This window comes from Micromonospora sp. NPDC023737 (assembly GCF_040639715.1).
GTDB lineage: Bacteria > Actinomycetota > Actinomycetes > Mycobacteriales > Micromonosporaceae > Micromonospora.
This window is the reverse complement of sequence record NZ_JBFAAL010000019.1, coordinates 63,860-86,010: the sequence shown is the minus strand read 5'-3', so window position 1 is coordinate 86,010 and position 22,151 is coordinate 63,860. Positions and strand designations below refer to the sequence as shown.

Genomic DNA, 22,151 nt, shown 5'->3' with positions numbered 1-22,151 from the left:
TCAGCGTACGGACGTCTCGTCGACCTCGTCGGTGCCCGCGGAGGGGGCCGGCGTCGCCCCGATGGGCGGCAGCTCGACCATCCGCCCCGGGGCCCACGGCCGGGACCAGCCGCCCAGGTCGAGGAGGGTGCTCAGCACCCCGGCGGTGAAGCCCCAGACCAGCATGCCGCGTACGGCGAAGGCCGGGCCGATCCAGCCGCTCGGGTGGCGTACGCGGACCCGGTTCGCCGGGTCGACCAGTTCGGCGATCGGCAGCCGGGCCACGTGTGCCACCTCGGCCGGCTCGCAGGGGTGCACCGGGTGCGGCGCGTGCCACCAGGCGAGGACGGGGGTCACCACGAAGTCGCTGACCGGGATCCATAGTTTCGGCAGTTCGGCCAGGACGGTGACGCTGCGCGGGTCGAGGGCGACCTCCTCGTTCGCCTCGCGCAGCGCGGTCGCCCGGGCGTCGGCGTCCTCCGGGTCCGCGGCGCCACCCGGGAAGGCGGGCTGACCGGCGTGGGTCCGCAGGGTGGCCGCCCGTTGCAGGATCAGCACGTCCGGGCCGGTGTCGGCCTGCTCGCCGAGGAGCACCAGCACGGCGCTCTCCCGCCCGCCGCTCTCCGGCGTCGCCAGCCGGGTGAAGTCCTCGGCCCGGGCCGTGCCGAGCCGGTCGAGCAGCGGTGCCATCCACTCCGGCGGTCTTGGGGTCACGCCGGCACCGCCACCCCGAGGTGTTCACGGACCAGTTCGCCGAGGCTCGCGTCGTCCAGCGCGCCGGACGCGTCGGTGTGCACGACCCGGCCCTGCGCGTCGACGAGGAGGGTCAGCGGGAAGGCGTTTCGGTTCAGCGCCCGTTGCAGCGCTGTCCCCTGGTCGACCAGCATCGGGAAGCCGACGCCCAGGTCCTCGCCGATGGACTGGGCCGCACTGCGGCTGTCCTGGCTGTTCACCCCGATCACGTGGATCCGGTCACCGGCCCGTTTGCTCAACCGCTGGAAGGCGGGCAGCTCCTTGCGGCAGGGCGGGCACCAGGACGCCCAAATGTTGATCACGGCGGGTCCGCGTACGTCGCGGAGGGCGACCGGCGCGCCGCCGGTGAAGCAGGCGAGGGTCAGCTCGGGTAGCGGATCTCCCGCGCGCCCGTTCGCGGCGGCGCTCGACGCCTCCGCGCCGGTGCTCGTGTCGGTGGCTTCGCTCGACGTCCCCGCGCCGGCGGTCGGAGTGGCGGTCGCCGGGGTGGTCAGCTTCGCGCAGTCCTCGAACGGTGACGGCCGTTCGGCCCGCGGCCGGGGTGGCGCGGGCTCCTCCGTGCCCGTGGCGGTGCAGCCCGCTGCGGCGGCGACCAGCAGCGGCAGGAGCAGTACGGCGATTCGGCGATTCATGGCACCTCCGCGGTGACCGCCTGGGCCGGCACCAACTGCGGGTCGATTCCGGCGGCGACCGCCAGTTCACCGGCCCGGGGGCCCTTGAGCAGCTTGACCGCGACTGTCGGGTCGGTCGGTCCGGTGCCGTACGACGGGCAGAGCTTCGCCAGCGTGCAGGCCCCGCAGGCGGGCTTGCGCGCGTGGCAGACGCGACGGCCGTGGAAGATCACCCGGTGGGAGAGCATGGTCCAGTCGCGCTTCTCGTAGAGCGCGCCGACCGCATGCTCGATCTTGACCGGGTCGGTCTCGGACGTGAGCCGCCAGCGGTGCACCAGGCGCTGGAAGTGGGTGTCGACGGTGATCCCGGGCACGTCGAACGCGTTGCCGAGGATGACGTTGGCGGTCTTGCGACCGATCCCCGGCAGCGCCACCAGGTCGGCCATCCTGCCCGGCACGCGACCGTCGTGGCGCTCCACGAGCGCCTGTCCCAGCTTGATCAGTGAGTCGGTCTTGTTCCGGTAGAAGCCGGTCGGCCGGATCAGCTCCTCCATCTCCGCCCGGTCGGCAGCGGCGTACGCGGCGGCGGTCGGGTAGCGCACGAAAAGCCTCGGGGTGACCTCGTTGACCCTCTTGTCGGTGGTCTGCGCCGAGAGGATCGTGGCGACGGCCAACTCCAGCGCACTGGAGTGGTCCAGTTCGCAGTGCGCGTCGGGATGGGTCTCGGCGAGCACCCGGCCGATCCGCCGAGCGCGCCGCTTCCGCCCGAGGTCGGTCTCGCTGGCACCGGGGGAGCTACGGGTCACGACGGCCAGCGTACGTCGCCGGGCGGGCGTCAGGCTCCAGGTGGTGTGATCTTGCCGGCATCGTCGAGGCGAACGCCGGTCTTGGGGAAGTCGCTGCGAGTGAGCTGCTTCACCAGGCCCAGTCCCCGGTCGTCCGGGTCGAGGGTCGGCTTGCCGGCCCCGTTCATGTACGTCGAGGTGAACGAGCCACCCGCCCAACTGCCGTCGGAGCGCAGCGACACCTTCAGGACGCCACCCCAGCCGAGACGACCGTTGTTGCTCAGCGAGTTGCCCCCGCCCGCGAAGTTCCCCAGGCTGTAGGCGATCAGCCGGCCCTTGTAGAACTCCATTCCGCGCAGCACGTGCGGGCCGTGCCCGACGATCAGGTCGGCCCCGGCGTCGATCATCGCCTTGGCGAACTTGACCGGGTCGCCCCGATTTTCGCCCAGGAACATCTCGGTACCGGGCCGGACTCGGGTCTTGTCCGAACCCTCGGCCCCCATGTGCACCTGCACGACGACCAGGTCGGCCATGGTGGCCGCCTTCGCGACGACCTTCTTCGCGGCGGTGATGTCCACGACACTGTTGGACCAGACGTACGACGAGAAGCCGGCAACGGCGATCTTGATGCCGTTGCTCTCGACGACGGTGATCTGGTCCGGCGCGCCGGTGTGCGCGAGGTCGTACTTCTCCAGCGACCGCTGGGTGTTCTCGTAGCCCTTCGGGCCGTAGTCGTAGCCGTGGTTGTTGGCCTGGTTGAGCAGGTCGAAACCGGCGTCGCGCAGGTGGGCCGCGTACTCCGGCGGGGCGCGGAACTGGAAGCAGCGGGTGGAGTCGGCCCCGCACTTGCCGGTGCCGGTGTCCACGGTCAACGGCTCCTCCAGGTTGCCCATAACCACGTCGGCGGCGAGCGCCTTGGTGACCGAGGCGAAGAAGCCCTTGCCGCCGTTGGGGGGCAGCCGATTCGGGGCGTTACCCATGATGATGTCGCCGGTCGCGGAGAGCGAGACGATCTCGCCCTCTTCCGGGGAACCACTCGCCGAGGGGGTGGTCACCGGCGCACCGGTGGCCCCGCCACCCGCACCGGCCTGCCAGACGGGAGCCGCGACGGTCTCGGCGCAGCCCGCCACGAGCAGGGCGAGCAGCACGCCGAACACGAGGGTGATCCGGCGACGGTATGAGGGGTGGCGCGAGGAGCGCGCGGCAGCGTACATCGTTGGCGACCCTACCCGGGCTGGTTTCCCCGAGACGACGGCCGATCGGACGGAAGTTCAGCCGTTCAGCCGGTCTGACCAGGGCACGACGGCGCCGGACCCGCCTGCGAGCACGGCCGCGTGCACCGCTCGGGCGAGTGGCGCACCCCACGTCGAGCGCGGCCCTCCGTAGGCGAACTCGGGGCCGTCGACCGGGCAGAGCACGGCGACCGCGTCCGTCGGGGTGCCGGTGGCTGCCAGGCCCAGCTCCGTGATCGCCTGCGCCTTCGCCTCGGTCGCGGTGGCGACCGCGTTGACCAGGGCGGCGTCGCTTAGCCGCACCGGCACGTACACCACGATGTTGACCGTGCCGACCCGCTCGCCGAGCGCCACCGGTGCCGGCTCGGCGGCTCGGATCGGGGTGCCGAGCCCGACCGTCGCCCAGGCCCGCACGCCGCCGTCGGTCCGGGCGATCACCTCGGCGACGTCGACACCGGTCAGCAGCCCGACCCCGGGCCCGTCCAGCCCGAGCCCGTGGGCGAGCGCGGCCAGGTGGTCCGCCGGGTCGTCCCGGTCGTACGACATCGGCACTGTCGCGTTCAAGACCCAGTGGCGTACGCCGATTCCGCCGCCCAGCGACGCGGAGCTCACCGCGCGCAGCGGACCGGTGGCCCGCCAGACCAGCATCGGAACGTCGTGCCCGTTCTCGTGGCGGGTGGTCAGCAACGGCTCACTCAGCACCCGGTGACCCTACGGCCCGACCGGTCCCGACCGGTACCGACGGTCTGCGGGCGGTGACCATCTGGCCAGGCAAAACGTACGGATTACGCCCAACGATCACGTTTCCAGGGGCCACCTCTGATTCCGGCTCACGTGCGCCTAGACTTGTCGGCGCGCGAGGGACCAGCGGACGGCGGACCCGGCCGAGGGACGGCAACGCGCAACCGGAGGTGCGCGATGGACGAGGTACTGGCCCGCAGCGGGATCTTCCAGGGTGTCGACCCGGAGGCTGCCGAGGCGCTCGCCAAGGAGATGGAGACGATCGAGGTCCGCAAGGGCGAGGTCGTGTTCAACGAGGGCGAGCCCGGCGACAGTCTTTACATTCTGCTGTCCGGCAAGATCAAGGTCGGCCGCCGTGCGGCGGACGGCCGGCAGAACCTGATCGCGGTGATGGGCCCGTCGGACATGGTCGGCGAGCTGTCACTCTTCGACCCGGGCCCGCGCACGGCGACGGCTACGGCGGTGACCGACACCCGCCTGGTCCGGCTGCGCAAGCAGGCGCTGCGGCCGTGGCTGGCCAATCGGCCGGAGATCGCGGAGCAGCTGCTCCGGGTGCTGGCCCGCCGGCTCCGCCGGACCAACGACTCGCTGGCCGACCTGATCTTTACCGACGTGCCGGGCCGCGTGGCGAAGAACCTGCTCCAGATGGCCGGCCGCTTCGGCACCCGCGACGGCGGTGTGCTGCGGGTGACCCACGACCTCACCCAGGAGGAGATCGCCCAGCTCGTCGGCGCCTCCCGGGAGACGGTCAACAAGGCGCTGGCGGACTTCGCCTCGCGGGGCTGGCTACGCCTGGACGGTAAGAGCATCATCATTCTGGACCCGGAGCGCCTGGCCCGCCGCGCCCGCGTCTGACTCTGGCCGCTACGGCCCGGACCGCCTTGTCGGTTCGGGCCGTTTTGGCGCAGGACGTGTCTGCCCGGCGCAGAATCGCTGGATTTCGCCCGGACGGGTGGCCACGCTGGGGCGATGCTGACCAACGTCGCCGTCCTCTCCGACATCCACGGTGTGCTTCCCGCCCTGGAGGCCGTGCTGGCCGAGCCGGACGTGGCTGCCGCCGACCTGATCGTGCTCACCGGTGACATCGCCGCCGGCCCACAGCCGGTCGAGGTGCTCGACCGGCTCACCGAGCTCGGCGACCGGGCCTGCTGGGTACGCGGCAACGCCGACCGGGAACTGGTGGAGGCACGCGCCGGGCACCGCCTCCCGATCGAGGTCTCGAACTGGGCGGCGGATCAGCTCCGCGACGATCAGGTCGACCGGCTGGCGGAACTGCCTCGCACGGTGACGCTCACCATCGACGGACTGGGTCCGGTGCTCTTCTGCCACGCCACACCTCGGGACGACGAGGAGGTCGTGCTGGTCGACACCCGGATGGCGCGCTGGGCGGAGGTCCTCGCCGACGTGCCGGCAGAGGTGCGCACGGTGGTCTGCGGGCACACCCACATGCCGTTCACCCGGCTGGTCGACCGGCGGCTGGTGGTCAATCCCGGCAGCGTCGGGATGCCGTACGGCGGGCCCGGCGCGTACTGGGCGCTGCTCGGTCCGGGTGTGCAGCTGCGTCGCACCGACTTCGACGTGGACGCGGCCTGTGCCCGGGTGGCCGCCGAGTCGACGTACCCGGACGCCGCCGGCTTCGCCGACGAGTACCTGCGCTCCCGGCACAGCGACGCCGACGCGCTGGCGGTGTTCGCCCCCCGCGACGGCCGCTGAGCACCGCCGCATCGCTGCCCCGATGCACCGCTGCCCGGCTGCCCGGCTGCCCGGCTGCCCGCGATGGACGTGGACGGCGTCCCGGCTCGCCTGCTGTCGAGCTGCCCCAGAAATGGGGCGGCCGAAGCGGCGAGCCCGCAGGACCCACAGACAACCACGCAGCACCCCAGAAATGGAGCAGCCGAACCGGCGAGCCCGCAGGACCCGCAGGCGACCACGCCGCGCCCCAGAACTGGGGCAGCTCGACAGCGTCCGACAGACAAGGGTGGTGCCCGGAGGCGGGGCTGACGGGTGCATGGCGGCGGACAGCGGCCGGAAAAAGTCATGCTTGACTGTTTGTTTCGTGACCGGCACGCTGTGCCCGTGCCCGCCGCATCGATCCGCGTCCCTCAACAGAAACGCAGCCGCGCCACTCAGGCGCGACTGCTGGAGGCGACCGTCGAATGCCTGGTGGAGCACGGCTGGGCGGGGACCACGACCACGCTGGTCGCGGCGCGGGCCGGGGTTTCGCGCGGTGCCCAGCTGCACCACTACCCGACGAAGGCCGCTCTGGTCACCGCGGCCGTCGACCACCTCGCCGAGCGCCGCGCGGCCGAGCTGCGTGCCGAGGCGGAGGCGCTACCGACCGGGCCGCAGCGGCTCGACCGGGTGATCGACCTGCTCGGCGTGGCGTTCACCGGTCCGCTCTTCGTCGCCGCACTCGAACTCTGGGTCGCCGCCCGCACCGATCCCGAGCTGCGCCGGGCGCTGGTGCCACTGGAGGCCCGGGTGGGCCGGGAGATGCACCGGCTCACCGTCGCACTGCTCGGCGTCGACGAGCGACGCCCCGGCGTACGGGAGGCGGTGCAGGCCACCCTGGACCTGCTCCGCGGGCTGGGCGTGGCCAACCTGCTCACCGACGACACCGTCCGGCGCACCGCCCTGCTCGCCACCTGGAAGCAGCAACTCTCCACGCTCCTCACGCCCTGACCTGCCCCAGCGGGGCATGACCAGACCGGAGGCACCATGGTCGACCTGTCGGACCTGCTCGTCGACCTGGCCGGGGAGTCCGAGGCGCTGGAGGCGCTCGTCGGCCCACTGTCGCCGGCGGACTGGGCCCGCCCCACCCCGGCGGCCGGCTGGACCGTCGCCCACCAGGTGGCCCACCTCGCCTGGACCGACCATGTGGCGCTGCTCGCCGCCACCGACGCCGAAGCCTTCTTCGCGTCCGTGGCCTCCGTCCCGGACCCGGCCCGACTCGTCGACCACGGCGCGGAGGAGTTCCTCGCTCCGCCGGCCGACCTGCTCGCCCGCTGGCGCGGCGGCCGGGCGGCACTGGCCGCCGCCCTCGCCCTCGTTCTGCCCGGGGAGAAACTGCCCTGGTACGGCACACGGATGTCGGCCGCGTCGATGGTCACCGCCCGGATCATGGAGACCTGGGCGCACGGCGAGGACGTCGCCGACGCACTCGACGTACACCGTCCCGACACCCACCGGCTCCGGCACGTCGCCCATCTCGGCGTGCGTACCCTCGGCCACGGCTTCGCCGCCCACGGCCGGCCCATGCCGGCGGCGCCCGTACGGGTGGAACTGGCGGGGCCGGGCGGCGAAACCTGGAGTTGGGGCCCCGCGGAGAGCACCGACCGGGTCACCGGGCGCGCCCGGGACTTCTGTCTGCTGGTCACCCAGCGCCGGCACCGCGCCGATCTCGCACTCACCGTCACCGGCCCGGTCGCCGACGAGTGGCTCGACGTGGCGCAGGCGTTCGCCGGACCACCCGGTGCCGGCCGACCGCCGCTGGACCCGCCACCCGGTCACCCGCCGACGGGCGAGGCGGGGACCCGCGCTGCCGGCCCGAGCGGGGTGCCGGTGTGATCCGCATCGGCAACGCCTCCGGCTTCTACGGCGATCGCTTCACCGCCTGGCGGGAAATGCTCGACGGCGGCGAGCTGGACGTGCTGACCGGCGACTATCTGGCCGAACTGACCATGCTGATCCTCGGGCGGGACCGGATGCGCGACCCGTCGCTCGGCTATGCGCGGACCTTCCTCCGGCAGCTCGAAGGCTGCCTCGGCACCGCGCTCGAGCGCGGGGTCAAGCTCGTGACCAACGCCGGTGGGCTGAACCCGGCCGGGCTGGCCGCCGCGATCAACGCGCTCGCCGACCGGCTCGGCCTCACCGTCCGGGTCGGGTACGTCGAGGGCGACGTGCTGCCCCGGCCGGACGCGCTCACCGCGAACGCGTACCTGGGCGCGTTCGGGATCGCCGCCTGCCTCGACGGCGGGGCCGACGTGGTCGTCACCGGCCGGGTCACCGACGCCTCGCTGGTGGTGGGTCCGGCGATCGCCCGGTACGGCTGGACCCGCGACGACCTCGACGCGCTCGCCGGCGCCACCGTCGCCGGGCACCTCGTCGAGTGCGGCGCGCAGGTCACCGGCGGCAACTTCAGCTTCTTCACCGAGCTGCCCGACGGCGGCCACCGTCCCGGCTTCCCGGTCGCCGAGGTGCACCGGGACGGTTCGTGCGTCGTCACGAAACACCCGGGGACCGGCGGCGCGGTGACCGTGGAGACCGTCACCGCGCAGCTGCTCTACGAGGTGGGCGGGCCCGCGTACCTGGGTCCGGACGTGGTGACGCGGCTGGACACGGTGACCCTGCACACCGACGGGGCGGACCGGGTGCGGGTCACCGGCGTACGGGGGGCACCGCCACCGGCGACCCTCAAGGTCGGCGTCAACAACCTCGGTGGCTTCCGCAACTCGATGACTTTCGTGCTCTGCGGGCTGGACATCCCGGCCAAGGCGGCCCTCGTCCGCAGCCAGTTGGAGTCGTCGGTGGGCAAGGAGGGGCTGGAGTTCACCTTGGCCCGCACCGACCATTCCGATTCTGCCGACACGGAGACGGCGAGCGCGCTGCTGCACGTACACCTGCGCGACGGCGACAAGGCACGGGCCGGGCGGGCGTTCTCGGCGGCCGCGGTGGAGTTGGCGCTCGCCTCCTACCCGGGATGCACCCTGACCACCCCGCCCGGCGACGCGACGCCGTACGGGGTGTTCACCACGAACCTCGTACCGCAGGACGCGGTTCAACACACCGCGGTACTCCCCGACGGCACCCGCGTGCCGATCCCTCCGCCGCCCGACACCTGTCCGCCGGAGAGCGTCGCGCAACCGGATGCGCCGGCGACGATGCTCTCCGGGCACCGCACCCGCCGCGGCCCACTCGGTGAGCTGGTCGGGGCACGGTCGGGAGACAAGGGCGGTGACGCGAACCTGGGTGTCTGGGCCCGCAGCGACGCGGCATACGACTGGCTGCGCGGCTGGCTGACCGTGGAGCGGCTGGCCGAGCTGCTGCCGGAGACCGCCAACCTGACCGTCGAGCGGTACGAGCTGCCGAACCTGGGCGCCGTCAACTTCGTGATCCGGGGCCTGCTCGGTCAGGGAGTGGCCGCGTCCACCCGCTTCGACCCGCAGGCCAAGGCGCTCGGCGAGCTGCTCCGCTCGCGGATCGTCGACCTGCCGATCCTGGAGGCGACCGCATGACCATCGTGGACACGCCGGAGCGGCGCCAGCTGCGCGAGCTGACCCGCGCCTTCGTCACCCGGGAGGTGCTGCCGTACCTGGACGATTGGGAGCGGGCCGGTGAGGTCCCGCGCCACCTGCACGCCACCGCCGCGAAGATCGGCCTGCTCGGCGTCGGGTTCCCCGAATCGGTCGGGGGCAGCGGCGGCGACCTGCTCGACACGATCATCGTGACCGAGGAGATCATCCGATCCGGCGGCTCATCGGGGCTGGTGGCCGCGCTCTTCACGCACGGCATCGCGCTCCCGCACATGGTCGCCGCCGGCGGCCGGACCGGCGGCCCGCTCGGCGGCCGGCTCGGCGCCGTCCCGGCCGCGGGCGACGACGACCTGGTCGACCGGTACGTCCGCCCGACCCTGGCCGGGACGATGATCGGCGCGCTGGCGATCACCGAGCCGGACGGCGGCTCGGACGTCGCCGGGATCCGCACCACCGCCCGCCGGGACGGCGACCACTACGTGGTGAACGGGTCGAAGACCTACATCACCAGCGGCGTCCGGGCCGACTTCGTGACCACCGCGGTCTGCACCGACTTCCCGGGCAGCGGTGAGCTCACCCTGCTGGTGATCGAGAAAGGCACCCCCGGCTTCACCGTGGGCCGCCGGCTGGAGAAGCTGGGCTGGCACTGTTCGGACACCGCCGAGCTGTCCTTCGTCGACGTACGGGTGCCGGTGGCGAACCGGATCGGCGCGGAGGACACCGGCTTCCTGGCGATCATGCAGCACTTCGCCGCCGAGCGGATCTCGCTCGCCACGCAGGCGTACGCGATCGCCCAGCGCTGCGTCGAGTTGGCCGTGCGCTGGTGCCGGGACCGTTCCACGTTCGGCCGGCCGTTGGTCAGCCGCCAACTCGTCCGGCACCGGCTGGCCGGGATGCACACGCGCGCCGAGGCCGCCCGCGCGTACGTGCACGAGGTCGCGGCTCGGGTCGCGGCCGGCGAGCCGGTGGTCACCGAGGTGGCGATGGCCAAGAACGTCGCGGTGGCCGCCTGCGCCGAGGTGGTTGACCAGGCGCTCCAACTGCACGGCGGGTTCGGCTACCTGCGCGACGCCGAGGTGGAACGGCACTACCGCGATGCCCGCATCCTCGGCATCGGCGGCGGCACCACCGAGATCATGAACGAGATCATCGCGAAGGGGATGGGGCTGTGACCGTACTGGGCAGCGCGATCGATCCGTCCTCGCCGGGTTTCGCCGACAACCGCGCGGCGCTGCTGGAGCGGCTGGCGGAGCTGGACGCCGCCCTGGACCAGGCCCGAGCCGGGGGTGGCGAGAAGTACGTGACCCGGCACCACGCCCGGGGCAAGCTGCTCCCCCGGGAACGGATCGAACTGCTGCTCGACCCGGACAGCCCGTTCCTGGAGCTGTCTCCGGTGGCCGCGTACGGCACCGACTTCCCCGTCGGGGCGAGTGTGGTGACCGGTATCGGTGTGGTCGAGGGCGTCGAGTGTCTGATCGTCGCGAACGACCCGACGGTACGCGGTGGCGCGGTCAACCCGTGGTCGCTGGCCAAGACCCGGCGGGCCGGTGAGATCGCGCTCGCCAACCGGCTGCCGATGTTGAACCTGGTCGAGTCGGCCGGGGCCGACCTGCCCACCCAGGCGGAGATCTTCATCCCGGGCGGCCGGGTGTTCCGCGACCTGACCCGGCTCTCGGCGGCGCGGATCCCCACGGTCAGCGTGGTCTTCGGCAACGCGACCGCGGGCGGCGCGTACGTGCCGGGGATGTCCGACAACGTGATCATGATTCGGGACCGGTCGCAGGTCTACCTGGCCGGGCCGCCGCTGGTGAAGATGGCCACCGGCGAGGTCACCGACGACGAGTCACTCGGCGGCGCGGCGATGCACGCCACAACGTCGGGGCTCGCGGACTTCCTCGCCGCCGACGAGCGGGACGGCATCCGGCTGGCCCGGCAGTGCGTACGCCGGTCGAACTGGCGCAAGCAGGGCCCAGGGCCGCGTGACCCGTCGCCGCAGCCGCCGAAGTACGACCCGGAGGAGCTGCTCGGCATCGTCAGCTCCGATCTGAAGGTGCCGTTCGATCCGCGCGAGGTGCTCGCCCGGATCCTCGACGGCAGCGAGTTCGACGAGTTCAAACCGGCGTACGGCGGCGCGCTGGTCACCGGCTGGGGCCAACTGCACGGCTACCCGGTCGGGGTGCTCGCCAACGCCCGGGGCGTGCTGTTCAGCGAGGAGGCGCAGAAGGCGGCGCAGTTCATCCAGCTCGCCAATGCGGCCGACACCCCACTGCTCTTCCTGCAGAACACCACCGGCTACATGGTCGGCACCGAGTACGAGCAGCGCGGGATCATCAAGCACGGCGCCCTGATGATCAACGCGGTCTCCAACTCGACGGTGCCGCACCTGACGGTCAACCTCGGCGCGTCGTACGGGGCGGGCAACTACGGCATGTGCGGGCGGGCGTACGAGCCGAGGTTCCTCTTCACCTGGCCGAACGCGAAGTCTGCGGTGATGGGGCCGGCCCAGCTCGCCGGGGTGCTCTCGATCGTGGCCCGGCAGGCCGCGGCCGCCCGGGGCCGGCCGTACGACGAGGACTCCGACGCCGCGATGCGGCTGATGGTCGAGCAGCAGATCGAGTCACAGTCCGGCGCGCTGTTCCTCTCCGGTCGCCTCTACGACGACGGAGTGATCGACCCCAGGGACACCCGTACGGTCCTCGGCCTCTGCCTGTCCGCCGTCCACAACGCACCCGTGCAGGGCGCGCACGGCTTCGGCGTCTTCCGGATGTGATCCGGTGAGCGCGAGGAACGCAGCGCAGCGGAGTCCCGCAGTCGCGAACGAAAGGCAGGCACCGTGAGCGCGAGGAACGCAGCGCAGCGGAGTCCCGCAGTCGCGAACGAAAGGCAGGCCCCCAGATGATCACCCGGCTCCTGGTGGCGAACCGGGGCGAGATCGCCCGCCGCGTCCTCGCCACCTGCCGTCGGCTCGGCGTCGAGACGGTGGCCGTGCACTCCGACGCGGACGCCGACGCGCCGCACGTCGCCGAGGCCGACCGGGCGGTTCGGCTGCCGGGGAACAGCCCGGCCGAGACGTACCTGCGGATCGACCTGATCCTGGATGCGGCCCGCCGGACCGGTGCGGACGCGGTCCACCCCGGCTACGGGTTCCTCGCGGAGAACGCCGAGTTCGCCGCGGCGGTGATCGACGCGGGCCTGACCTGGGTCGGGCCGTCGGCGAAGGCGATCGCCGCGATGGGCGACAAGGTGGCGGCGAAGGCGCTGCTCGCCGACGCCGGCGTACCCATGCTGCCGACCTGGACCGACCTCGACCAGGTCACCGACTTTCCGGTGCTGGTGAAGGCGGCCTTCGGCGGCGGAGGGCGGGGCATGCGCGTCGTCCGTGGAGCGGCCGGGCTCGCCGAGGCCGTCGCCTCCGCACGTCGTGAGGCGGCCGCGGCGTTCGGCGACGGCACGGTCTTCATCGAGCGGTACGTCGAGCACGGCCGGCACGTCGAGGTGCAGATCTTCGGCGACACCTTCGGTACGGTCGCCGCGCTCGGCGTGCGGGAGTGCTCGATCCAGCGCCGGCATCAGAAGATCGTCGAGGAGGCGCCCGGCGTCGTCCCGCCCGAGGTGCGGGAGCGGCTGCACGAGGCGGCGGTGGCCGCCGGTCGTGCCGTCGACTACGTGGGCGCGGGCACGGTGGAGTTCCTGCTGACGCCCGACGGGGACATCCACTTCCTGGAGATGAACACCCGGCTCCAGGTCGAGCACCCGGTCACCGAGCTGTGCACCGGGCTGGACCTGGTTCGGCTGCAACTGCTGGTCGCCGACGGTGAGCCGCTGCCGGAGGAGGCCGTGTACCCGAAGACCAGCGGGTACGCCGTCGAGGTGCGGCTCTGCGCCGAGGATCCGGCCCGGGGCTTCCGGCCGGCGACCGGCGTGCTGCACCGGTTCGCCGTTCCGGGTGTGTGCGCCGAGTTCGGCGAGCTGACCCACGCCGGGCTGCGGATGGATTCCGGCGTGGTCGACGGCTCGACGGTCGCCGTCCACTACGACTCGATGCTGGCCAAGGTGATCTCCTGGGCGCCGACGCGTGGCGAGGCGGCGCGGGCACTGGCCGGTGCGCTGGCCCGCGCCGAACTGCACGGGGTGACCACGAACCGCGACCTGCTGGTCCGGGTCCTGCGCAGCCCGGAGTTCGCCGCCGTCGAGATCGACACCGGTTTCCTCGACCGGCATCCGGAACTGTTCGCGCCGCTGGTGCCGTCGGATCGGCTGCCGCTGTACGCGTTGGCCGCGGCACTGGCCTCGGCGGCCGGCCGACGGGCGAGCGCCCCGGTGCTCGCCGGGCTCCCGTCCGGCTGGCGGAACGTGCCCGCGTACCCGCAGGTCACCCGGCTGCTCGGCCCGGACGGCGAGGTCGAGGTGCGCTACCGCCTGGACCGGACGGGCGCACTCGCGCAGTGGTCGGTGCGCGCGGCCGGGCCGGACGCCGACGGACCGACCACCGGCAGCGTCGACCGGGCGGGCAGCCCGGGCGACCCGGCCGGCGTGAGCGACGGCGGGTGGAGCGCCATGGTGCTGGTGTCGGCCACCGCCGAGCGGGTCGTGCTGGACGCGGCCGGCGTGCGGTGCGCGTACCGGGTGCACGGGATCGGCTCGGCGATACACGTGGACGGCCCGGAGGGCTCGGTCACGTTCACCGAGCTGCCGCGTTTTCCCGAGCCGACCACCGAGCTCGCTGCCGGCTCGCTGCTGGCGCCGCTGCCCGGCACGGTGACCCGGGTGCACGTGATGGCCGGTCAGCGGGTCGTCACCGGCGACCTGCTGCTGACCCTGGAGGCGATGAAGCTGGAGCACCCGGTGCTCGCCCCGGTCGACGGGACGGTCGTGGAGCTGCCGGTGCCGGCCGGCGGCCAGGTCGACACCGGGGCCGTGCTGGCCGTGGTCAACCCCCTGGAGGACGCGCGATGAACTTCGACCTCACCGACGAGCAGGAGCAGCTGCGGGACGCCGTGCGAGCGCTGGGCCGCCGGTACGGGCACGACTACTTCGTGGCCAAGGCGAAGGTCGGTGGGCACACCACCGAGCTCTGGGCGGAGGCGGGCCGGCTCGGCTACCTCGGGGTGAACATCCCCACCGAGTACGGCGGCGGGGGCGGCGGCATCACCGAGCTGGCGATCGTCTGCGAGGAGCTGGCCGCGGCGGGCTGCCCCCTGCTGCTGCTCGTCGTCTCCCCCGCCATCGCGGCCACCGTGATCAACCGGCACGGCACCGAGGCGCAGCGGAAACGGTTCCTGCCCGGCTTCGCCGACGGCTCGCTGAAGGTGGTCTTCGCGATCACCGAGCCGGAGGCCGGGTCGAACTTCCACCGGCTCGGCACGGTCGCCCGGCGCGACGGCGACGACTGGCTGCTCTCGGGGCGCAAGTGCTTCATCTCCGGCGTCGACGAGGCGCGGTACGTGCTGGTCGTGGCGCGTACCGAGGACGCCACGACCGGACGGCTGAAGCCGGCGCTCTTCGTCGTACCGACCGACGCGCCGGGGCTCACCCGATCCAAGCTCGACATGGAGATCGTCTCGCCGGAGAACCAGTTCCTGCTCTACCTCGACGACGTGCGGCTTCCGGCCGACGCGCTGGTCGGGGAGTCGGTGGACGCGGGCCTGCCGGCGCTCTTCACCGGGCTCAACCCGGAGCGGATCACGGTGGCCGCGATGGGCGCGGGCACCGGCCGCTACGCGATCGAGCGGGCCTCGACGTACACCGCGACCCGGAAGGTCTGGGGCGGGCGGAGCATCGGCGCCCATCAGGGCGTGTCCCACCCGTTGGCGCACGCCGCCGTGCAGGTGGAGCTGGCCCGGCTGATGATCTACAAGGCGGCCGCCCTCTACGACGCCGGGCGGGACCTGGAGGCCGGGGTGTCCGCCAACATGGCCAAGTACGCGACCGGCGAGGCCGCCGCGCTCGCCGTGGACACCGCGGTGCAGGTCCACGGCGGGGCCGGCATGACCACCGAGTACGGCGTGGCGACGCTGCTCGGTGCCGTCCGGGCCGGACGGATCGCCCCGGTGAGCCGGGAGATGATCCTGAACTACGTCGCCCAGCACGTCCTCGGTCAGGAGAAGTCGTACTGAGGGGGTCAGCCGACCGCGCGGCAGGCGGCGTCGATACGGTGCACCGGGCGGACGCGCCGACCCAGCCCCTCCATCAGCGAATCCTCCACGTGGAAGTCGTGGATCCGCAGCTGGTGCCGGGGCAGCTCCTCCTCGCTGGGGCAGAGCACCTGCGCCTGTACCTGGTCGACCGGCACGTACCGCACGCCGCCCTGCTCCTGCAGGATCACCATGTTCACGTCGTCGGTGGTCACCACGTGTCCCCGGACGTCCTCGGTCGGGCCGTTCGCCGGCCCCACGGTGGTGACGGTCAGCGGCAGCACCGGTGTGCTGATCACCGGCAGGGCAGCCCAGACCAGCACGACCAGCACGGCGACCTCGGTGAGTGAGGCGAGCGGCCCGATCACGATGCGCGGCAGCGGCCCGGAGATGCTCAGGGCGAGCAGCGGTGGCAGAGCCAGCAGCGCCACCACCAGCGGTTTGCCCTGCCGGGCGGCGTCCAGCAGAGTGGGCAGCAGCAGCCAGGCGTACCCGGCGAGCAGGGCCACGATCAGCAGCGCCCGGGGCGCGATCCGATCGTGCAGCTGTTCCGGGCGAAGCTGGAAGGCGGCCACGAACGCCGGAATGAGCAACGGCAGGTAGAGCAGCGGCCAGGTGACCAGGGCGAGCAGGAAACTCGCCAGCACCAGCCAGGCCGGGGTGATCTCGGCCCACCGGGCGAAGAGCGGGCGCCGCCGGGTGCCGGGCGGTAGCCGGTCCACACTCGTGCCGAACACCGCGCCCAGGGCGAAGACGGCGACCAACGCGGTGGCGAGGAGCCGGGCGGCGGTGGTGAGGAAGCCGGCGAGCAGGTTCACCGGCCCGACGTTCGCGACCAGCAGCAACGTGGTCTGGAGCTCGCCGCCGGCTTCGACGCCGAGCCGGAGTACGGAGAAGACGGCGGGCACGCCGACCAGCGCCGTCCAGAACGACTGGCTGGCCTGCGCCCGCCGCTCCACCTTGTCCAGCCGGTCACCGCCGGGCCAGCTGCGGTCGTACCAGGCCGTCGGCTCCTCGACCCGGGCACCGTCGTCCGCCCCCGGTTCACCGAGGGGGGCGGTGGTCGCCGAGGGGACCGTCATCGGGGGGCCTTGTCGTCGAAGTCGACGAGCTTCGGCACCTCCAGCGGCTGGGGCTGCGGCTTCTCCGCCCGCAACCAAGGGCCGAGCGTCCGGTTGTAGGCGGTCTGCCATGGGCTGGCGCGGCCGGCCCGCTCCAGCTGGTAGCTCTTGTCGAGGAAGAAGGCGACCAGGTCCCGGAGCGCCGGGTCGCTGATCGGCACCCCGACGCCGATCAGTTCGCTGGTGCCGAAGGGCATGTCGACGATCTCGAACTCGGTCGGGTACCGGGACAGAAATCCGGCCAACATCGTTTCGTCGGAGCTGACCGCGTCGTAGCGACCGGCCCGGATGCCGGCGACGCAATCGCCGACGTCCTTCACCACGAACGTGCGGACCTGGTGCTTCTCCAACTCCGCCTCGGTGGTCGAGCCACCGCTGGTGCAGATCTTGTACGCCGGGTTGCGGAGGTCCTCGATGGTGCGGATCTTGTCCTTGAGCCGGACCGGCACCATCGCCTCCTGCGTGGTGACGAAGTACGGTCCGGCGAAGCTGACCAGCTTCTTACGCTCCTCGGTCATCGAGAAGCTCGAAACCACCAGATCGACCGTGCCGCCCTGGAGCGCGGGGATGCGGTCCTCGGTGGAGACCGGGACGAACTCCAACCGCTGGTCGCCCTCGTAGCCGAGGGAGGCGGCGATGTAGCGCGCTATCTCCACGTCGAAACCGACGTGCACGCCGTCGCGCAGCTCGCCCATCAGCGGCTCGTTGCTGGCCACCCCGATCCGCAGCTTCGGCTGGCCGTAGATGTGCGACTCGCGGAGCTTCTCCTGCACCGACGGCAGCTCCGGCTCCTGCCGGCTGTCGCAGCCGGCGGCAGCCGCGAGGGTGAGCGCCAACGCCACGGAAATGGTGGTGGCGACCGAGCGGACCCGGAGCCCGGTGGACGATTCGTTCATCGGCGACCTCGCTGACGCGTACAGCTGCGGGACACCGAGAGTAGCGGCCACTGTCCATTTCAGTGACCGCCGGGCCGGGGTACGGCGGGCGCCCGATCGCCCGTCGTACCCCGGCGGTCCTCAGCGGACGGTAAGCGTGCCCACCGCGGGAAGCGGTGCCACGACCGGCGGGAGCCGCTTCGGCGCACCCCGACGTGGGGCACCCTGGTCGGCCAGGGTGCGCTTGGCCGTCTCCGCCCGTTCGGCCGCCTGCTCGCCGGCCGCCTCGGCGAAGGGCTGCGCGTCGCCGACACAGAGCGTGCCCTTCGCCGGCAAGGTGCCGTTGAGCAGGTACTCGTCGATCGCGCCGGTGGCGCAGGCCGAGGTGCCATACGCGGTGTGCCCCCAGCTGTCACTGCTCAGCAACCGGCTGTTCGGCAGCAGTGCCGCCGAGCTGACCGCGCCCCGGTAGTTGGTCGCCGGGTCCCAGTAGTTGCCGACCACCAGCACCGGGGCGCTGGTACGCCGGTCGAACGGGCCGGTGTAGGCGTCCTCGTCCCGCACCGTCCAGGTGCTCCGGGCGCAGGGCGACGTGGCCCAGGCCCAGACCCGGCCGAAGTACGGATCCCGCTGGTCGGCCTTCGCTGCCCGAGCCGGCCAGGAGGCCGCGTCCTTCGGGTGGTTGGCGTCGGTGCAGTCCACGCCGAGGAAGGTCTCCAGGTTGTTGTCGTACGGGAAGTCGTACCGGCGGGCCTGTTGGCGTGCCTCGGCGGCGAGCCGGGTCACGGCGGTGCGGGCCCGGTCCCGGGCCGGTGCGGCCGCAGCCGGGTCGGTGAGCACCAGCAGTTCGGCGGTGAGGGCGGCGACCTGCTGGTAGCCGTACGGGTCGTAGAGCGCGCTCATCGTGGCGGCGACGAAGTCGGCGTAGCCGATCGTGAAAGTGCCGAGATCCGGGTCCTCGATCACCAGCGGCTTCGCGCGCAGCCGCTGCGCCACCAGCTCATAGGTGTCGGCCGCGCCGCCGGCGATCGGGCAGGCTGCCGGCCCGGCCGCGTCACAGCGCACGAATATCTCGCTCAAGGCCCGGTACGCGCCTTCGCCGCTGCGCATCCGGTCCTCCTGGAGCAGGTCACGGGCCTTCCCCTTGCCCAACCAGGCGTACGGGTCGAGGACACCGTCGATCACCAGGGCGCGCACCCGGTCGGGGAACATGTTGGCGTAGTACTGCCCGAGCACGCTGCCGTAGCTGAAGCCGAGGTAGCTGAGCTTGCGGTCACCGACGGCCCGGCGCAGGACGTCCATGTCCCGGGCGACCTCGGCCGTCGACATCGCGCCGGAGAGCGGGCGACCGGTCGTGGAGCAGCCCCTGCCGACCGCCTTCGAGGAGGCCACGTACGCCTTCTCCTCGGCCTTCGTGATCGGGAAGGCCACGTTGAGCCCCGCGTACGCCCGGGTCTGGTCGCCCACCGTGGCGAAGCAGCGCACCTGCTCGCTGTTGGCGACGCCGCGCGGGTCCACCCCGACGACATCGAAGCGGTCCAGCACGTCGTCGCCGAAGAAGTAGGGGGCCGCGAGCGCGATGCTGGTGCCGGAGCCGCCCGGCCCGCCCGGGTTGACGAAGAGGCTGCCGATGCGGTTCTGCTGGTCGCGGGCCTTGACCCGGAGCAGGGCGACCTCGGTGGTGGCGCCCCGGGGTTGGTCGTAGTCCAACGGGAGGCGGACGGTGGCGCACTCGGCGTAGTCGTAGCAGGGGTACCAGTCGAGCCTGGGTGTCGGCACCCGGTCGACCCGGCGGGCCTCGATGGGACTGGTCCGGTCGCCGGTGGTCGATGGTCCTCGACCAGGCACGACCGGTGCGGCGGCGGCCGGCGCGACCGCCGATCCGGCGAGGAGGGTGCCGATGATTCCTGCTACGGCCAGGGACCGGGTTCGTCGTTGCATGTGGACGCCTTCCGGTGGACGACAGGGAAGGTCGGGACGCCGCCCGACTTCCGCCACTATATGGATAGCAGGCAATGAATGCGGCACGCAAAACGCCTACAAAGCCGACAATCGCCGGTTCGCCGTAACGTTTTCGGCAACGCGGACGCTGCGCCACGCTCGCGTCGGCGGTTGACAGCCGCCGCGCGGTCGACATGCTGGACGGGTGGACCGGTTGACCAGGCCCGACGCGCGGACCCTGGCCGTCGTCACGGCGGTCGCCGCGCTCTCCCTGCTGGTGACGCTGATCGTGTGGCGGCGGCAGGATCTCGTCGGCGTGGTGCTGGCCCTGCTCTGCGTCCTGTTCGCGATCGTGGCCGGAGTGTCGGTCGCCGCGGCGCGCCAGAGCGACGACGAGACGACGGTGGAGACGCCGCCGGCCACGCCGTCCCTACCCGAGCCACTCGGCATCGACGCGGACACCCTCGACGCGTTGGACAGCCGGGACGCGTTGCGCGCGGTACGTGACCGGCGGCGCGGGCTAGACGACGGGTGACCGCCGGAGCTCAGTGGCCGGTCAGCGTCGGACCGCCGAGCGCGTTGACCCCGCGCCCCGCCAGGCAGCGGAACGTCCGGTCGAGGCTGCCGTCCACCGGCGGCAGCACCTCGAGATGCCAGCCGGCAGTCGAGTCGACCCGGCTGGTCAGCTGGAAGGTGGTCGGGCTGCACACTTGCTGGACGACCGGGTCCGCGGTCACCTCCGGGTAGCCGGCGCCGACCAACTGCACCGGCAGCACACCCTCGGCGTACGACTCCCAGGTGTGTGGACCGTCGCAGGTCACCTGGGTCGCCTCGGCCCGGGTGCCGCGCACCCGCAGCGGCCCGAAGCACTCCAGTCCGGCCGCGCACCGCGCCCCCTCGGGCAGCGTCGTCGCCACGGCCGGGTCGGTGCAGCCGGGCAGTCTGCCCTCGGTCGCCGGCCCGGCGGCACGGCTCACCGACTCGGACGGGTCCGGCCGCCGCGTACCGTCGGCGAACCACGCTCCGGCGGCGGCCGAACCGGCCAGGGCGAGCACCAGGGCGCCGCCGAGGAACCAACGCCGGCGCCAGCGCCGGCCGGCCGTCGAGGTGGGGGTGGGCAACGTGGGGTGGGCGTCCTCGACCGGTGGGCGGGGCGTCGGCTGCCCGGAACGGCCGGCGGCGTACGGGCCGGAACCGGTCCCGCCGCCCCGGGTCGGGTTGCCCGCGACCGGCGCACCGCTGACCGGCGCCGCGGCAGGCTCGATGGGCAGCGCGGCGAGCAGCCCGAGCAGTTCCACCGCGGTGGGTCGCTCGCCCGGATCGTTCGCCATTCCGACCCGCAGCACGTCGATCAGTTCGTCGGGGATGCCGGGCAGCCCGGGGATCGGCTGGTTGAACATCTCCAGCACGGTGACCAGGCTCGGGTTGCGCTCGGACTGCCAGCGCGGCGGCCGACCGTGCATGACCGCGTAGAGGGTGGCGCAGAGCGCGTAGACGTCCACCGCCGGCGACGGCGGGCTGTGGTTGAACATCTCCGGCGGTGCGTAGGCCGGGGTCAGCACCTCCAGGGTGACCGTGGGATCACGCACCTCGGCCAGTACGGCCAGCCCGAAGTCGGCCAGCACGGCCGGGTTGAAGTGCGAGTGGAGGATGTTCGCCGGTTTCACGTCGCGGTGCAGCACACCGGCCGCGTGCGAGTGGGCGAGCGCGTCCGCGATCTTGATGCCGAGGTCGCGCGCCTCGGCGGCGCCCAGCGGTGAGTTGCGCATCCGCTCCGCGTACGATCCGTCGCAGAGCTCCATGATCAAATAAGGGTGCTGGTCGACGGTGACGCCGACGTCGAAGAGGTCCACCACGTGGGGGTGGGACGACATCCGGCCGGCGGCACGCGCCTCGCGCAGGAACCGGGCCTGGTCCCGTTCGCTGTCCAGCGTGCGGTTCTCCACCTTGACCGCGACCTCGCGGCCCACGGAGATCTGGGTGGCCCGGTAGACGGTGGCGTAGCCACCCCGGGCGAATACCCGTAAATCAGTCAGACCAGGCACAATGGGTACCGGCAGGCCGCCGGACGGGGTGTCGGTCACAGCTCGAAAATACCCAACCGTACTGACGGGTCAGCGGACCGCGTCGGCCGCGGGCGCCTCGCCGGCCGCCCCGGCGTCGTCCCCGCCGCTCGGATCGGCCGCCCCGGCAGGCCCGGCGCCACCGGCCCGGCGGGCGTCCCACCACAGGCCGACGGCGGTCGCCAGCGCGCCGCCACCCTCCCACGCCGCCACGCCGAAGAACCGGTCCGGCGCGATGTCGGCCAGCACCGCGATGCTGAAGACAGTGAAGGTGACGAGCCGGAAAACCACCGTGAAGCGGTAGAAGACCCGCCATTCGGTGGCGGTGGCCAACAGGTAGTAGACGCCCATGTTGAACGAGGCCATCGAGGAGGCCATCAGGAAGGTGCCGGTGTGATCGCCCGGCGCGCGGGTGGCTGGCACCTCGAAGCCGAGCGAGCTCAACATCGTCTCCGGCCAGAGCAGCCCGACCCCGCCCATGATCAACGCCAGCACGCCGAACACCGCGATCGTCCAGCCGGCAACCGAACGCGGCAGCCTCATGACGGCCCTCCCCAAGCCGGTACGGCAGCCACTGTGGACCACCGCGTGAAACTGACACGCTAGTCGGTACTCGACTCCCGGTACATCAGCGAAACCGGCACAACGCCCGGACCGCACCGGC

General features: G+C 72.5%; 20 protein-coding genes. 10 read left to right on the top strand and 10 right to left on the bottom strand.

The genetic code is table 11. The features are described 5' to 3' along the window. From AB0F98_RS28070 to AB0F98_RS28050, 5 genes are read right to left on the bottom strand one after another with little or no spacing between them, the layout of a single operon-like run. A complete protein-coding gene (locus AB0F98_RS28070; RefSeq protein WP_357741284.1) occupies positions 1-693 on the bottom strand; it encodes a CoA pyrophosphatase in 693 nt (230 codons plus the stop codon). Continuing rightward, complete coding sequence (locus tag AB0F98_RS28065; RefSeq protein ID WP_357741281.1) at positions 690-1,364, bottom strand: TlpA disulfide reductase family protein; 675 nt, start codon at positions 1,362-1,364, stop codon at positions 690-692. The genes AB0F98_RS28070 and AB0F98_RS28065 overlap by 4 nt, the downstream gene beginning before the upstream one ends. Beyond that, entirely contained in the window at positions 1,361-2,182 is an 822-nt protein-coding gene (gene nth / locus AB0F98_RS28060) for an endonuclease III (protein ID WP_357741318.1), read from the bottom strand. Before nth ends, AB0F98_RS28065 begins: the two co-directional genes overlap by 4 nt. Continuing rightward, the gene (locus tag AB0F98_RS28055) at positions 2,179-3,342 is read right to left on the bottom strand and encodes a CapA family protein (protein ID WP_357741277.1); all 1,164 of its coding nucleotides are present in this window, start codon (positions 3,340-3,342) and stop codon (positions 2,179-2,181) included. Before AB0F98_RS28055 ends, nth begins: the two co-directional genes overlap by 4 nt. Before the next feature lie 57 nt (positions 3,343-3,399). Further along, on the bottom strand, positions 3,400-4,062 hold the full coding sequence (locus AB0F98_RS28050) for an adenosylcobinamide amidohydrolase (RefSeq protein WP_357741274.1): 663 nt from the start codon (positions 4,060-4,062) through the stop codon (positions 3,400-3,402). A 216-nt stretch (positions 4,063-4,278) separates the two neighbouring features. Here AB0F98_RS28050 and AB0F98_RS28045 point away from each other — a divergent pair, with 216 nt between their 5' ends. From AB0F98_RS28045 to AB0F98_RS28005, 9 genes are all read left to right on the top strand, one after another. Beyond that, complete coding sequence (locus tag AB0F98_RS28045) at positions 4,279-4,956, top strand: Crp/Fnr family transcriptional regulator (RefSeq protein WP_076467173.1); 678 nt, start codon at positions 4,279-4,281, stop codon at positions 4,954-4,956. Positions 4,957-5,070: 114 nt separating this feature from the next. After that, positions 5,071-5,814 (top strand): metallophosphoesterase family protein, encoded by a 744-nt coding sequence (locus AB0F98_RS28040; RefSeq protein ID WP_357741271.1) that lies wholly within the window; start codon positions 5,071-5,073, stop codon positions 5,812-5,814. A 324-nt stretch (positions 5,815-6,138) separates the two neighbouring features. Next, positions 6,139-6,783, top strand: a complete 645-nt coding sequence (locus tag AB0F98_RS28035; RefSeq protein ID WP_357741268.1) for a TetR/AcrR family transcriptional regulator — start codon at positions 6,139-6,141, stop codon at positions 6,781-6,783. 36 nt (positions 6,784-6,819) lie between these two features. Further along, positions 6,820-7,668, top strand: coding sequence for a TIGR03084 family metal-binding protein (locus AB0F98_RS28030; protein ID WP_357741265.1), 849 nt, complete (start codon positions 6,820-6,822; stop codon positions 7,666-7,668). Further along, positions 7,665-9,335 carry an acyclic terpene utilization AtuA family protein gene (locus tag AB0F98_RS28025; RefSeq protein ID WP_357741263.1) on the top strand — a complete coding sequence of 557 codons (1,671 nt, stop codon included), beginning with the start codon at positions 7,665-7,667 and terminating at the stop codon, positions 9,333-9,335. Before AB0F98_RS28030 ends, AB0F98_RS28025 begins: the two co-directional genes overlap by 4 nt. Further along, positions 9,332-10,525 (top strand): acyl-CoA dehydrogenase family protein, encoded by a 1,194-nt coding sequence (locus AB0F98_RS28020; protein WP_357741260.1) that lies wholly within the window; start codon positions 9,332-9,334, stop codon positions 10,523-10,525. Before AB0F98_RS28025 ends, AB0F98_RS28020 begins: the two co-directional genes overlap by 4 nt. Next, positions 10,522-12,123 carry a carboxyl transferase domain-containing protein gene (locus AB0F98_RS28015; protein WP_357741257.1) on the top strand — a complete coding sequence of 534 codons (1,602 nt, stop codon included), beginning with the start codon at positions 10,522-10,524 and terminating at the stop codon, positions 12,121-12,123. Before AB0F98_RS28020 ends, AB0F98_RS28015 begins: the two co-directional genes overlap by 4 nt. 125 nt (positions 12,124-12,248) lie before the next feature. Beyond that, positions 12,249-14,309, top strand: coding sequence for a biotin carboxylase N-terminal domain-containing protein (locus AB0F98_RS28010; RefSeq protein WP_357741254.1), 2,061 nt, complete (start codon positions 12,249-12,251; stop codon positions 14,307-14,309). Then, positions 14,306-15,469 (top strand): acyl-CoA dehydrogenase, encoded by a 1,164-nt coding sequence (locus AB0F98_RS28005; RefSeq protein WP_357741251.1) that lies wholly within the window; start codon positions 14,306-14,308, stop codon positions 15,467-15,469. Before AB0F98_RS28010 ends, AB0F98_RS28005 begins: the two co-directional genes overlap by 4 nt. A 5-nt stretch (positions 15,470-15,474) precedes the next feature. Here AB0F98_RS28005 and AB0F98_RS28000 read toward each other — a convergent pair whose 3' ends face one another. From AB0F98_RS28000 to AB0F98_RS27990, 3 genes are all read right to left on the bottom strand, one after another. Further along, entirely contained in the window at positions 15,475-16,569 is a 1,095-nt protein-coding gene (locus AB0F98_RS28000; RefSeq protein WP_357741248.1) for a hypothetical protein, read from the bottom strand. Then, positions 16,566-17,504, bottom strand: a complete 939-nt coding sequence (locus AB0F98_RS27995; protein WP_357741244.1) for a transporter substrate-binding domain-containing protein — start codon at positions 17,502-17,504, stop codon at positions 16,566-16,568. Before AB0F98_RS27995 ends, AB0F98_RS28000 begins: the two co-directional genes overlap by 4 nt. Before the next feature lie 120 nt (positions 17,505-17,624). Beyond that, on the bottom strand, positions 17,625-19,424 hold the full coding sequence (locus AB0F98_RS27990) for an alpha/beta hydrolase (RefSeq protein ID WP_357741241.1): 1,800 nt from the start codon (positions 19,422-19,424) through the stop codon (positions 17,625-17,627). 205 nt (positions 19,425-19,629) lie between these two features. Between AB0F98_RS27990 and AB0F98_RS27985 the strand changes: the two genes are divergently transcribed. Then, positions 19,630-19,959 carry a hypothetical protein gene (locus tag AB0F98_RS27985; RefSeq protein WP_357741238.1) on the top strand — a complete coding sequence of 110 codons (330 nt, stop codon included), beginning with the start codon at positions 19,630-19,632 and terminating at the stop codon, positions 19,957-19,959. Positions 19,960-19,969: 10 nt separating this feature from the next. Here the strand turns inward: AB0F98_RS27985 and AB0F98_RS27980 are convergent, their stop codons facing one another. Beyond that, positions 19,970-21,508: a serine/threonine-protein kinase gene (locus AB0F98_RS27980; protein ID WP_357741235.1), complete on the bottom strand. Its 1,539-nt coding sequence runs from the start codon at positions 21,506-21,508 to the stop codon at positions 19,970-19,972. Between the two features lie 30 nt (positions 21,509-21,538). Next, positions 21,539-22,030, bottom strand: coding sequence for a hypothetical protein (locus tag AB0F98_RS27975; protein WP_357741232.1), 492 nt, complete (start codon positions 22,028-22,030; stop codon positions 21,539-21,541). Between the last annotated feature and the right edge of the window lie 121 nt (positions 22,031-22,151).

Coding starts and splice junctions, on each gene's coding strand:
- AB0F98_RS28065 (WP_357741281.1), bottom strand. CDS start 1,364: ATGAATCGCCGAATCGCCGTACTGCTCCTGCCGCTGCTGGTCGCCGCC.
- AB0F98_RS28055 (WP_357741277.1), bottom strand. CDS start 3,342: ATGTACGCTGCCGCGCGCTCCTCGCGCCACCCCTCATACCGTCGCCGG.
- AB0F98_RS28045 (WP_076467173.1), top strand. CDS start 4,279: ATGGACGAGGTACTGGCCCGCAGCGGGATCTTCCAGGGTGTCGACCCG.
- AB0F98_RS28040 (WP_357741271.1), top strand. CDS start 5,071: ATGCTGACCAACGTCGCCGTCCTCTCCGACATCCACGGTGTGCTTCCC.
- AB0F98_RS28035 (WP_357741268.1), top strand. CDS start 6,139: ATGCTTGACTGTTTGTTTCGTGACCGGCACGCTGTGCCCGTGCCCGCC.
- AB0F98_RS28030 (WP_357741265.1), top strand. CDS start 6,820: ATGGTCGACCTGTCGGACCTGCTCGTCGACCTGGCCGGGGAGTCCGAG.
- AB0F98_RS28020 (WP_357741260.1), top strand. CDS start 9,332: ATGACCATCGTGGACACGCCGGAGCGGCGCCAGCTGCGCGAGCTGACC.
- AB0F98_RS28010 (WP_357741254.1), top strand. CDS start 12,249: ATGATCACCCGGCTCCTGGTGGCGAACCGGGGCGAGATCGCCCGCCGC.
- AB0F98_RS28005 (WP_357741251.1), top strand. CDS start 14,306: ATGAACTTCGACCTCACCGACGAGCAGGAGCAGCTGCGGGACGCCGTG.
- AB0F98_RS28000 (WP_357741248.1), bottom strand. CDS start 16,569: ATGACGGTCCCCTCGGCGACCACCGCCCCCCTCGGTGAACCGGGGGCG.
- AB0F98_RS27995 (WP_357741244.1), bottom strand. CDS start 17,504: ATGAACGAATCGTCCACCGGGCTCCGGGTCCGCTCGGTCGCCACCACC.
- AB0F98_RS27990 (WP_357741241.1), bottom strand. CDS start 19,424: ATGCAACGACGAACCCGGTCCCTGGCCGTAGCAGGAATCATCGGCACC.
- AB0F98_RS27975 (WP_357741232.1), bottom strand. CDS start 22,030: ATGAGGCTGCCGCGTTCGGTTGCCGGCTGGACGATCGCGGTGTTCGGC.